Source organism: Micromonospora sp. WMMA1949 (assembly GCF_027460145.1).
In the GTDB taxonomy this organism is placed as follows: domain Bacteria; phylum Actinomycetota; class Actinomycetes; order Mycobacteriales; family Micromonosporaceae; genus Micromonospora.
Genome location: NZ_JAPZBG010000001.1, coordinates 3,984,480 through 3,995,000 on the forward strand (window position 1 = coordinate 3,984,480; position 10,521 = coordinate 3,995,000).

The window sequence follows — 10,521 nt, forward strand, 5'->3', positions numbered from 1 at the left end:
CCATGATGGCCTTGGGAGACACCATCATGTAACGCCCCCCGATATAGCTTCGCGTCCGATATATTGCGGGCATGGACACACCGCTACGTGAGCCGACCTTCTTGATCCTGACCGCGCTGGCGAAGGAGCCGATGCACGGCTACGGGTTGATCGGCGAGGTTGCCGTTCTTTCCGATGGCAGAGTTTCACTGCGTCCAGGCACCCTCTACGGGGCGCTTGACCGGCTGGTCGACGCCGGCCTGGTGGAGGTCGACCGGGAGGAGGTCGTGAACGGTCGAGCGCGTCGCTACTACCGCCTCTCGCCAGCCGGCGACGCCACTTTGGCGGAGGAGACGGACCGGCTGCGGCGCAACGTCGAGGCGGCCACGACGCGGCTTCGCGCGCGAGCCCGCACCGGCCGGTCGCTCACTGCGCGTACCGCCGGAGGCTTGGCGTGACCAACTTGGAACGCAGGTACCTGCGCCTGCTGAATGTGTACCCCTCGGACTATCGCCGGGCGCGTGGGGCCGAGATCGTGGGAACGTGCCTTGACCTGGCCAAGCCTGGCCAACGCTGGCCCTCACCTGGCGACATCACGGATCTCGTGCGCGGCGGCGTCCGTCAGCGGCTGCGCGCCGCCGGCCTCATTGATCTCGTTCCCGGGGTGCATCTCGCCTCGGTCGTGGCATTGCTCGCTGCTACCGCCTTTGCGGCCATCTGGTGGGTGGCGGAACTGCGTCCCGTGGCGCCCGTTGGGGACCACCCGCACATGAGTCCCTTCGCCTCACTCGGGTTCATTGCGTGGACCGCCTGGCTGGTCGCCGCGATCGCCGCAACCGTCTCCCCGGGCCGGACGACGCGAGTCGCGGTAGCCGTAGCTCTTGCGCTCACGATCGCGGCAGTGCCACTGAGCGCGTTGACCGGCCTGTCCAGGCCACCGCTGTTCATCCTGCTGCCGCAAGTCACTCTTGGCGCGCTAGCGCTCCTCCTGCCGGAGGGGTCTTTGACCCTCATTCGGGTTGGAGTACCACTCGCGGCGGTAGGCGCAGGTGGGACAGCGGCTTACCTGATCCTGCATGACGCGTTCGATGGGTACTACGCCGCCAGTACCGCCCGGTTTCTACCGGCCGCCGGTGGGCTTCTGCTGGCTGTCGCTCTGCTACTGGCTCTCGGCCCGGCCCTCCATCGTGACAACCGCGGCGTCTGGGCCTCGCTGGTGTTACTTACTCCGGTCGCTCAGCTCTCGCTGCACAAACTGGCTGGAAGTGTGAGCCCGTGGCGGGGCTCCCCAAGTGTGGAGTTCAGCGCCCTCGCCACGTACGCAGTCCTCGTGAGCCTGCTCGGCCCGGTCCTTCTCACGCTGGTGGTCGTCGCTCGCCAACGGCCGGGTGGTAACGGCGAAAGAGGCGGGCATCGCGGCAATCGCGGAAGCATTCGCCGACACATGTTTCGGATCTAGCCCCAAGCCAAGGTCAGCCAGGCTGGCACCAGTCGGTCGCTTCGTTCGTCAACGGGGGTGGGCGAAGCAATCCGGCGGGCTGGCAGTCGGAAACTGATCAGGCGCCGCACAAGCGTCTAGGCGGGGCCAGAAGGCGGGTCTCCTCGTCGGGCAGTCGTCAGACCGTCCAGCCTCCCCAGGCCGGGACAAGGTGGAGCGCCCTACTGGACGTACGACCTTGGCCCGGCCTGGGGAGGCTGGTAGCCCTTGTGGTGCCCGGCGAGGTGATCCGCTCCCGGCCGATCTCTGAGGAGGGTCGGGGTTCGGGGCGGAGCCCCGAGGTCTTCAAGCTCTTGCATCTCGTAAGCGTGGCCGGCCGGCCCGGCCGATGCCGGCCGGAGGTCGCCAGCAGGCCGGGGCCGGGCCGGCGCGGCCCGCTTGCGGGCCGCCTTGACCGCCGTCGACGCTGACGCCCTGGTCTTCACCGGCGACAAGGGCGCGCTGCTGCGATCCGGCAACTTCGGCCGTGCGGCCAAGTGGACGCGGACGGTCGAAGCGCTCGGGCTGCCCGGCTTCCACTTCCATGACCTCCGCCATACCGGCAACACCCTCGCCGCAGCCTCTGGCGCGAGCACTCGCGAGCTAATGCAGCGAATGGGACACGCCAGCATGCGGGCGGCGTTGATCTACCAGCACGCAACCAGCGAGCGGGACCGCGAGATCGCCTCGGCCATGGACCAGCGGATCGCCCGGCAGACCCGGCGCAAGGGCGGCCAGAGCAGCTAATGGCCCACGGATGGCCCGCAAGATCGGAGCGGGGGAGTGGCCGACCGGCCCAGGATCGGGGGACGCAGCCTCTGACCTGGGCCGGAGGCTGTTGGAGCGGGCGACGGGAATCGAACCCGCACCGTCAGTTTGGAAGACTGAAGCTCTGCCATTGAGCTACGCCCGCGAGCGCCCCACCACAGCAGGGCGCGCCGACAGCGTACCCAATGAACCACGGCCACCGCGCAGCGCGTACCCGGAGGTTCCCGCCGACCTTCAAGATCCATGCCACTTCGGCGAGGTGGCGCCATCCCGGGCCCTCGGACCCAGCCACTTCCCCGAACTGGCGCCTGGCGCCGCCCAGCCGCCCGCCCGGCGCCGCCCAGCCGCCCGCCCGGCGGCGCCCGGCCGCGCCCGGCGGCCGCCGCGCCGTGCCCCGTCACCCGCGCGGGTGGCCGGACGGCATACACTCTTCGTCGCCACCGGGGTGTGGCGCAGCTTGGTAGCGCACTCGCTTTGGGAGCGAGGGGCCGTGGGTTCAAATCCCGCCACCCCGACTGTCGTTCGCGACCGGATCGTCCCGGGAACCGCCGGTTTTTTCCGCGCGGTGCCCGGGCCCTGCCGATGCCGTCGGCCGGCTCGCCTACACTCGATGCGCGCAATCACGCCCCAGAACCAACACCCAGATCCGTCAAGGAGTACGCCTGTGAAGAGCACCGTCGAGACTCTGAGCCCGACGCGCGTGCGGCTCGCCATCGAGGTGCCGTTCGTCGAGCTCGAGCCGAGCCTCAAGAAGGCGTACCGGGAGATCGGCCAGCAGGTCCAGGTTCCCGGCTTCCGCCGGGGCAAGGTCCCCAGCGCGGTGATCGACCAGCGCGTGGGCCGGGGGACCGTCCTCAACGAGGCGATCCAGGAGGCCATCCCGCAGAACATCCTCGCCGCGGTCCGGGAGCACGACCTGAAGACGCTCGGCCGTCCCGAGGTCGACATCACGGAGTTCAACGACGGCGACTCGCTCAACTTCACCGCCGAGGTGGACGTCCGGCCGGAGATCACCCTGCCGGACCCGGCCACCATCGAGGTGACCGTCGACGAGATCCAGATCGCCGACAGCGAGATCGACGAGCAGATCAACAGCCTGCGCGAGCGGTTCGCCACGCTGAAGACCGTCGAGCGGGCCGCCCAGGAGGGCGACTTCGTGCAGATCGACCTGAACGCCACTGTCGACGGCGAGGAGGTCCCGGGCGGTTCGGCGAGCAACATCTCGCACGAGGTGGGCAGCAAGCAGCTCCTGCCGGGTCTGGACGAGGCGCTGGTCGGCCTGGCCGCCGGCGACAGCACCACCTTCACCACGCAGCTCGTCGGCGGCGACTACGCCGGCCGCGACGCCGACGTGGCGGTGACCGTCCGTACGGTCAAGGAGAAGGAGCTCCCCGAGCTCAACGACGACTTCGCGCAGATGGCCAGCGAGTTCGACACGATCGACGAGCTGCGCGGCGACCTGCGGGAGCGGGTGACCCGCAACAAGCAGGTCGAGCAGATCTACGCCGCCCGTGACAAGGCCCTGGAGCAGATGGTGGCCGCCGCCGAGGTGCCGGCGCCCGAGGGTGTCGTCAAGGAGGAGGTCGAGAGCCGCAAGGCCGCGATGATCGACCAGCTCGAGCGCATCGGCGCCTCCCTCGAGGAATACCTCGCGGCGGAGGAGAAGACCGAGGAGCAGATCGACACCGAGCTGACCGAGGCGGCCACCGACGGCGTCAAGATCCAGCTCCTGCTGGACACCCTGGCCGACTCCGAGGACGTGCAGGTCTCCGACGACGAGTTCGGTCACGAGATCGTGCACCGCGCGCAGCGCGCCGGCATGGCCCCGCAGCAGTACTACGACCAGCTGGTCCGCTCCGGTGCCGCCGCGGCCGTCTTCGGCGACGTCCGCCGGGGCAAGGCGCTCGCCGCGGTGATGGAGAAGATCAAGATCAAGGACTCGGCGGGCAACGAGGTCTCCCTCGACGCGCTGCGGGCCCAGAACGAGGCCGAGCACGACCACCAGCACTGATCATCGGGGATGTCGGCCGCCGTCCCGCGCTGCGCGCCGGGAGGCGGCCGAAACCCTTTCCGGGGTACGCCGTGCGGGTGACTGCGCTGAGAGCGAACAGTGCCCCGACCGGGAGTACGCCTCCCGGCTGAGCGGTTAGTGTCGGGTAGGACGGTACGGAGAGCGAAGGGCTGCCATGACCGACATGCACATCCCCAAGAAGTCGCTCCGGGTGAACGAGGCCCGCGGTGGCGACTCCATTGGCAACCTCGACGACTCGGTCTACAACCGGTTGCTCAAGGAACGGATCATCTTCCTCGGCAGCGAGGTGAACGACCAGGTGGCCAACCGCATCTGCGCGCAGCTCCTGCTGCTCGCCGCGGAGGACCCGGACCGCGACATCTTCCTCTGGATCAACTCGCCGGGTGGCTCGGTCTACTCCGGCATGGCGATCTACGACACCATGCAGTACATCGACAACGACGTCTCGACCGTGGCGATGGGCATGGCCGCCTCCATGGGCCAGCTGCTGCTCTGCGCGGGCACCAAGGGCAAGCGGTACGCCCTCCCGCACGCGCGGATCATGATGCACCAGCCCTCGGGCGGTCTCGGCGGCACCGCGTCGGACATCGCGATCCAGGCCGAGCAGATGCTCTACACCAAGCGGATGTTCCAGGAGCGGGTCGCGTTCCACACCGGCCAGTCCCAGGAGCAGATCGAGGCGGACTCGGACCGCGACCGTTGGTTCACCGCCCAGGAGGCCATGGACTACGGCTTCATCGACAAGGTGATCATCGGAGCCGCCCAGGTTCCGGATGGCGCCGGGACCCTGAGCTGAGCGAGGAGCTGACGATGACCGACCTGAGCCTGCCGCCCCAGTTCGCGGCCGTGCACAACCGCTACGTCCTGCCGTCGTTCGTCGAGCGCACGTCGTACGGGATGAAGGAGTCCAACCCGTACAACAAGCTCTTCGAGGACCGGATCATCTTCCTCGGGGTCCAGGTGGACGACGCGTCGGCGAACGACGTGATGGCCCAGCTGCTGACGCTGGAGGGCACCGACCCGGACCGCGACATCATCATGTACATCAACTCGCCCGGTGGTTCGTTCACCGCCATGACGGCGATCTACGACACCATGCAGTACGTCCGCCCGGACATCCAGACCGTCTGCCTCGGGCAGGCGGCGAGCGCGGCGGCGGTGCTGCTCTCCGCGGGCACCCCGGGTAAGCGGATGGCGCTGCCCAACTCCCGGATCATCATCCACCAGCCGGCCACCGAGGGCGGCTACGGCCAGGGCTCGGACATCGAGATCCAGGCGCGGGAGATCCTGCGGATGCGGACGCAGCTGGAGGACATGCTGTCCCGGCACTGCAACCGCCCGATCGAGCAGGTCCGCAAGGACATCGACCGTGACAAGATCATGACGGCCGAGGAGTCCAAGGAGTACGGGCTGGTCGACACGATCCTGACCAGCCGCAAGAAGGGTCTGCTGGCGTCGCACGCCGCGGGCTGAGCAACGTGTGGTCGGAGGTCGGTCGGGGTATCGTTCCCGGTCGACCTCTGACACACCCGTTTTGGGGGTCGGAGAAAACCCGGCCACCGGGTAACGTCGGGTCTGTACCGCTCCGCCGGTCGGATCGGGTGGAGCCGACAGCATGGTGGGACGACAGGACGGACGGGCGCTCCGGCGCTCGCAGGTCAGGGCCGGCGTTCCGGCCGACGAGTGCAGGGAGAACGTAGGTGGCACGGATCGGTGACGGCGGCGACCTACTGAAATGCTCGTTCTGCGGCAAGTCGCAGAAGCAGGTCAAGAAGCTCATCGCGGGCCCTGGTGTCTACATCTGTGACGAGTGCATCGACCTCTGCAACGAGATCATCGAAGAGGAGCTGGCCGAGTCCGGCGAGGTGAAGTGGGAAGAGCTTCCCAAGCCGATGGAGATCTGCCAGTTCCTCGACAACTACGTCGTCGGTCAGGAGCAGGCCAAGAAGGCGCTCGCCGTCGCGGTCTACAACCACTACAAGCGGATCCAGGCCGAGGCCGCGGGTGCGCCGGGTTCCGGCACCGACGGCGTGGAGCTGGCCAAGTCCAACATCCTGCTGCTCGGCCCGACCGGCTGTGGCAAGACCCACCTGGCGCAGACGCTCGCCCGGATGCTCAACGTCCCGTTCGCGATCGCGGACGCCACCGCGCTCACCGAGGCGGGCTACGTCGGCGAGGACGTCGAGAACATCCTGCTGAAGCTGATCCAGGCCGCCGACTACGACATCAAGCGCGCCGAGACGGGCATCATCTACATCGACGAGGTCGACAAGATCGCCCGCAAGTCGGAGAACCCCTCGATCACCCGTGACGTCTCCGGGGAGGGCGTGCAGCAGGCGCTGCTGAAGATGCTCGAGGGCACTGTCGCCAACGTGCCGCCGCAGGGCGGGCGCAAGCACCCGCACCAGGAGTTCATCCAGATCGACACCACGAACGTGCTGTTCATCTGCGGTGGCGCGTTCGCCGGGCTCGACCAGATCATCGAGGCCCGCACCGGCTCCGGCGGCACCGGCTTCGGCGCCCGGCTCCGGTCGGTCTCCGAGCGGTCGACCGACGACATCTTCAGCCAGGTCATGCCGGAGGACATGCTGAAGTTCGGGCTGATCCCCGAGTTCATCGGCCGGCTTCCGGTGATCACCAACGTGCGCAGCCTCGACCGCAGCGCCCTGGTTCGGATCCTGACCGAGCCGCGCAACGCGCTGGTCCGGCAGTACCAGCGCCTGTTCGAGCTGGACGGCGTCGAGCTGGAGTTCGAGCAGCCCGCGCTGGAGGCCATCGCCGACCAGGCCATGCTCCGCGGCACCGGCGCCCGCGGCCTGCGGGCGATCATGGAAGAGGTGCTCCTCTCCGTGATGTACGAGGTGCCGAGCAACCCCGACGCCGCCCGGGTGCTGATCACCCGCGAGGTCGTCCTGGAGAACGTCAACCCGACGATCGTGCCCCGCGAGTTCACCGGCCGGCGCCGCCGGGACCGCGAGGAGAAGTCGGCCTGACCGCTGTTCGCGACCGCGCCCGGGTCAGCTCGGGCGCGGTTCGCGTGAACGGGTCCGCCGGTCCCACTCGCCCGACGGGGTGACCACCACCATCATCAGGCGCACCGGCCCGTCACCGGCCGTGCGGTAGCCGTGCTCCCGGTCGGCGTGGAACTCGACCGTCTCGCCGGCGCGTACCTCGTGGTCGACGCCGTCGACTGTCACCGTGGCGGCGCCGTCGAGTACGTGCAGGATCTCCCGGGTGCCGTGGGCGTGGTCGGAGGAGCGCAACGCCTCGCCGGGTTCCATCCGCCAGTCCCACAGCTCGACCAGGTCGGGTTCGCCGAGGCCGCTGAGCAGGCGCGCCAGGCCGCCGTGCGGGCCGCGCCACAGCACCGGCGCCTCGTCGGCCGCGCTGACCCGTACCGTGCTCTGTTCGGCCGGCTCCAGCAGCCGGGCGATGCTGACGCCGAACGCGTCGGCGACCCGGCAGAGCGTGCCGATACTTGGGTTGGTCCGGGCCCCCTCGATCTGCACCAGCATGCCCTTGCTGACCCCGGACCGGCCTGCCAGTTCCTCGAACGACCAGCCGCGCGCCGCGCGCAGCTCACGTACCTGGCGGGCGACGGCGGAGGTCACCGCGCCGACCCGTCCACCGGTATCGGTCATCACACTGTCCTTCACGGTCACTATTATGGTACGACTGCCTGGTGCTCCCCATTGTCCTCGCCGCGGTCTCCGCGCTCGCCTTCGGCACCGCCGACTTCGCGGGCGGCAAGGCGTCCCGGCGCGCCGACCCGATCGCCGTGACCGTGGTGTCGCAGATCCTCAGCGTCCCGCTGCTGCTCGTCCTTGTCCTCGTCGTGCCCGGCACGCCGAGCCCGCTCGACCTGGGGTGGGGACTGCTCGCCGGAGTGGCCGGCGCGGGCGGCGTCATGCTGCTCTACCGCGCGCTCGCCACCGGCGTGATGGCCGTCGTCGCGCCGGTCACCGCGATCACCGCGGCGATCGTGCCGATCATCGCCGGCCTCGTCCTCGCGCACTCGCCGGGTGCGGTGGCGCTCGGCGGCGCCGGGCTCGCCGTGGTCGCCATCGGGCTGGTCAGCCTGGGGGAGCGAGGCACGGCCCGCCGCGTCTCCGGCCGCGTGCTCGGCACGGCACTGGCCGCCGGGCTGCTTTTCGGCGTCTTCTTCGCCCTGCTCGGGCAGGCCGACGAGAGCGCCGGCATGTGGCCGGTGCTGGCGGTACGCGTCAGCTCGATCGCGTTCGGACTCGCGCTCGCCCTCCGCACCGGCAAACGCTTGCGGCTGGGGCGGCGCGTGCTCGGCTGGGCCGCGACCGCCGGTCTGCTCGACTCCGCCGCGAACGCGCTCTTCCTCGCCGCGGCGGGGCGAGGGCACCTGAGCGTGGTTGCCGCCATCGCCTCGCTCTACCCGGCGAGCACCGTCCTGCTCGCGCTCGCCGTCGACCGGGAACGGCTCCGGCCGGCACAGGTCGCGGGGCTCGGCCTCGCCGCGGCAGCGCTCGTGCTGTCCAGCGTCTGAGCCTGTCGCGCGCCCGCCTCCGGCCGTACCCTCGGGTCATGCGCGTCGCCGTCTGCCAGCTCAACGCCCGCGACGACCGGGCGGCGAACCTCGCCGCCGCCGAGGCCCTGCTGGTCAGGGCCGCGGCGGCCGGCGCGGATCTCGCCCTCCTTCCGGAGTACGTCGACTACCTCGGTCACGCCGACCGGATGCCGCCGGCCGAGCCGGTCGACGGCACGGTGGGGCGGTTCTTCGCGGAGACCGCCCGCCGGCTGGGCATGTGGGTGATCGCCGGCTCGTTCCACGAGGCCGGTCCGGACCCGGCGCACACCTGGAACACCTCGCTGGTCTTCGACCGCGAGGGCGCGCTCGCCGCCACCTACCGCAAGATTCACCTGTACGACGTGGAGATCCCCGGCCGCGTCTCCTACCTCGAGTCGGCAACAGTCGCGCCGGGGGAGAAGCCCGTGGTGGTCGACGTCGAGGGCCTGCGGGTCGGCCTGTCCATCTGCTACGACCTGCGGTTCCCGGAGTTGTACCGGCAGCTCGCGACCGACGGCGGCGCCGAACTGCTCGTGGTGCCGGCGGCGTTCATGATGCACACCGGCCGGGACCACTGGGAGGTGCTGCTGCGGGCCCGGGCGATCGAGAACCAGTGCTTCGTGGCCGCGGCCGGACAGACAGGGGATCACGACCCGGGCCGGACCTGCTTCGGGCGCAGCATGGTGGTCGACCCGTGGGGGACCGTGTTGAGCCAGGTCGCCGACGGCCCGGGGCTGGCGGTCACCGAGATCGACTTGGAGCGGCTGCGGACGATCCGCGCCGAGCTGCCCAGCCTGGCCAACCGCCGGCTCTGACGGTTGTCAGCCGCCCAGGAGCAGACCCAGAGCGGCGATCCCGGCGATCGCCGCCGCAGTGACCAGCAGGGCGGTGGTCATCCGGGAGGGTCCGCGCCGGGCCAGGCGTCTGATCGACAGCACCAGTACGGCGAGCACGACGGCCCCGATCACCAGCTGCCAGAACGGCAGCAGGAGGCCGAGCAGAGCGTCCTCGGCGACGGCCGGGACCGGGGACGGATCATCCATGCCGACCACTCTGGCACGGCACCGCTCCTGACGTCTCCATTCGACGGCGCCCTTCCCGGGGGAGCGGTCGCGCCCGCCCAATGACGATCATTGATTTGCCTTCCGAGGCGGGTCCGCGTAACTTTCTCTCTGCACGCGGGAGGCCGGGCAAACCGGCCGAGAACGGGCGCCAGGCTGGTGGCGGTGACGCCGAGCCAGACTGAGATTCGGGCGGTGCTCGGCACTCCGGGACACGGAGTTGCAAACGCGAAGCCGACCGGGTAGAGTTCGAAAGCCGGCAGGGAGCCGGGCGGGTGATTGCGAGAGCGACGCCGGCCGGTCCGCCGAAACCCACGAGAGCAACGACCACCGGAAACGGTGAGCGTCAGCGTGGGTCTGGTCGAACCAAGTTGATCACCTCGAACACGAGGTTGACGACGGAAGTAAGACCGAGTAGGTTGGAGAGGTTGCCCCAAACGGGGGTTCCGCTGGTGCGGTGCTTCTGGTTGGTGTGTGGTTGTTCTTTGAGAACTCAACAGGGTGCTTGTAAAGCCAGTGCCAATTGTTTTATACCCCGGACTGGTCAGGCTGTTGTCTGATTCGGTTGGGATTCCTTTGGCAACACTTTTGTTGTCAGGATGCTGTTCGACAAGTTTTTGTTGGAGAGTTTGATCCTGGCTCAGGACGAACGCTGGCGGCGTGCTTA

11 protein-coding genes, 2 tRNA genes and 1 rRNA gene (1 of these 14 cut by a window edge) are annotated in these 10,521 nt (G+C 69.3%); 11 read left to right on the plus strand and 3 right to left on the minus strand.

Annotated features, from left to right (window positions below; genetic code table 11):
* Nucleotides 1-71 precede the first annotated feature (71 nt).
* From O7607_RS18865 to O7607_RS18875, 3 genes are all read left to right on the plus strand, one after another.
* Entirely contained in the window at nucleotides 72-437 is a 366-nt protein-coding gene (locus O7607_RS18865) for a PadR family transcriptional regulator (protein WP_269704540.1), read from the plus strand.
* Nucleotides 434-1,438, plus strand: coding sequence for a hypothetical protein (locus tag O7607_RS18870; protein WP_269704541.1), 1,005 nt, complete (start codon nucleotides 434-436; stop codon nucleotides 1,436-1,438). Before O7607_RS18865 ends, O7607_RS18870 begins: the two co-directional genes overlap by 4 nt.
* A gap of 429 nt (nucleotides 1,439-1,867) precedes the next feature.
* Nucleotides 1,868-2,203 carry a tyrosine-type recombinase/integrase gene (locus tag O7607_RS18875; protein WP_269704542.1) on the plus strand — a complete coding sequence of 112 codons (336 nt, stop codon included), beginning with the start codon at nucleotides 1,868-1,870 and terminating at the stop codon, nucleotides 2,201-2,203.
* 92 nt (nucleotides 2,204-2,295) lie between these two features.
* Here the strand turns inward: O7607_RS18875 and O7607_RS18880 are convergent.
* A tRNA-Gly gene (locus O7607_RS18880) sits at nucleotides 2,296-2,369 on the minus strand.
* Nucleotides 2,370-2,665: 296 nt separating this feature from the next.
* Between O7607_RS18880 and O7607_RS18885 the strand changes: the two genes are divergently transcribed.
* The 5 genes from O7607_RS18885 to clpX all read left to right on the plus strand — a co-directional run bounded on the left by O7607_RS18885 (nucleotide 2,666) and on the right by clpX (nucleotide 7,249).
* A tRNA-Pro gene (locus tag O7607_RS18885) sits at nucleotides 2,666-2,739 on the plus strand.
* 149 nt (nucleotides 2,740-2,888) lie between these two features.
* On the plus strand, nucleotides 2,889-4,235 hold the full coding sequence (gene tig / locus O7607_RS18890; protein ID WP_269704543.1) for a trigger factor: 1,347 nt from the start codon (nucleotides 2,889-2,891) through the stop codon (nucleotides 4,233-4,235).
* A gap of 175 nt (nucleotides 4,236-4,410) precedes the next feature.
* The gene (locus O7607_RS18895) at nucleotides 4,411-5,052 is read left to right on the plus strand and encodes an ATP-dependent Clp protease proteolytic subunit (protein ID WP_018786886.1); all 642 of its coding nucleotides are present in this window, start codon (nucleotides 4,411-4,413) and stop codon (nucleotides 5,050-5,052) included.
* Nucleotides 5,053-5,066: 14 nt separating this feature from the next.
* Complete coding sequence (locus O7607_RS18900) at nucleotides 5,067-5,729, plus strand: ATP-dependent Clp protease proteolytic subunit (protein WP_013288034.1); 663 nt, start codon at nucleotides 5,067-5,069, stop codon at nucleotides 5,727-5,729.
* A 227-nt stretch (nucleotides 5,730-5,956) separates the two neighbouring features.
* Complete coding sequence (clpX, locus tag O7607_RS18905) at nucleotides 5,957-7,249, plus strand: ATP-dependent Clp protease ATP-binding subunit ClpX (protein ID WP_013288033.1); 1,293 nt, start codon at nucleotides 5,957-5,959, stop codon at nucleotides 7,247-7,249.
* Nucleotides 7,250-7,273: 24 nt separating this feature from the next.
* On the opposite strand, the gene O7607_RS18910 is transcribed toward clpX, so the two are convergent.
* Nucleotides 7,274-7,897: a helix-turn-helix domain-containing protein gene (locus O7607_RS18910; protein WP_269704544.1), complete on the minus strand. Its 624-nt coding sequence runs from the start codon at nucleotides 7,895-7,897 to the stop codon at nucleotides 7,274-7,276.
* Nucleotides 7,898-7,938: 41 nt separating this feature from the next.
* Here O7607_RS18910 and O7607_RS18915 point away from each other — a divergent pair, with 41 nt between their 5' ends.
* On the plus strand, nucleotides 7,939-8,772 hold the full coding sequence (locus tag O7607_RS18915; RefSeq protein ID WP_269704545.1) for an EamA family transporter: 834 nt from the start codon (nucleotides 7,939-7,941) through the stop codon (nucleotides 8,770-8,772).
* A gap of 38 nt (nucleotides 8,773-8,810) precedes the next feature.
* Nucleotides 8,811-9,608 carry a carbon-nitrogen hydrolase family protein gene (locus O7607_RS18920; protein WP_194803424.1) on the plus strand — a complete coding sequence of 266 codons (798 nt, stop codon included), beginning with the start codon at nucleotides 8,811-8,813 and terminating at the stop codon, nucleotides 9,606-9,608.
* 6 nt (nucleotides 9,609-9,614) lie between these two features.
* Here the strand turns inward: O7607_RS18920 and O7607_RS18925 are convergent, their stop codons facing one another.
* On the minus strand, nucleotides 9,615-9,836 hold the full coding sequence (locus tag O7607_RS18925; protein WP_269704546.1) for a hypothetical protein: 222 nt from the start codon (nucleotides 9,834-9,836) through the stop codon (nucleotides 9,615-9,617).
* A gap of 635 nt (nucleotides 9,837-10,471) precedes the next feature.
* On the opposite strand from O7607_RS18925, the gene O7607_RS18930 reads away from it, so the two are divergent.
* A 16S ribosomal RNA gene (locus tag O7607_RS18930) occupies nucleotides 10,472-10,521 on the plus strand; it runs 1,465 nt beyond the window's last position.

What these genes read in the sequence shown, in the direction of transcription:
- O7607_RS18865 (WP_269704540.1), top strand. Translation starts at nt 72, where the DNA reads ATGGACACACCGCTACGTGAGCCGACCTTCTTGATCCTGACCGCGCTG.
- O7607_RS18895 (WP_018786886.1), top strand. Translation starts at nt 4,411, where the DNA reads ATGACCGACATGCACATCCCCAAGAAGTCGCTCCGGGTGAACGAGGCC.
- O7607_RS18900 (WP_013288034.1), top strand. Translation starts at nt 5,067, where the DNA reads ATGACCGACCTGAGCCTGCCGCCCCAGTTCGCGGCCGTGCACAACCGC.
- O7607_RS18910 (WP_269704544.1), bottom strand. Translation starts at nt 7,897, where the DNA reads ATGACCGATACCGGTGGACGGGTCGGCGCGGTGACCTCCGCCGTCGCC.
- O7607_RS18920 (WP_194803424.1), top strand. Translation starts at nt 8,811, where the DNA reads ATGCGCGTCGCCGTCTGCCAGCTCAACGCCCGCGACGACCGGGCGGCG.
- O7607_RS18925 (WP_269704546.1), bottom strand. Translation starts at nt 9,836, where the DNA reads ATGGATGATCCGTCCCCGGTCCCGGCCGTCGCCGAGGACGCTCTGCTC.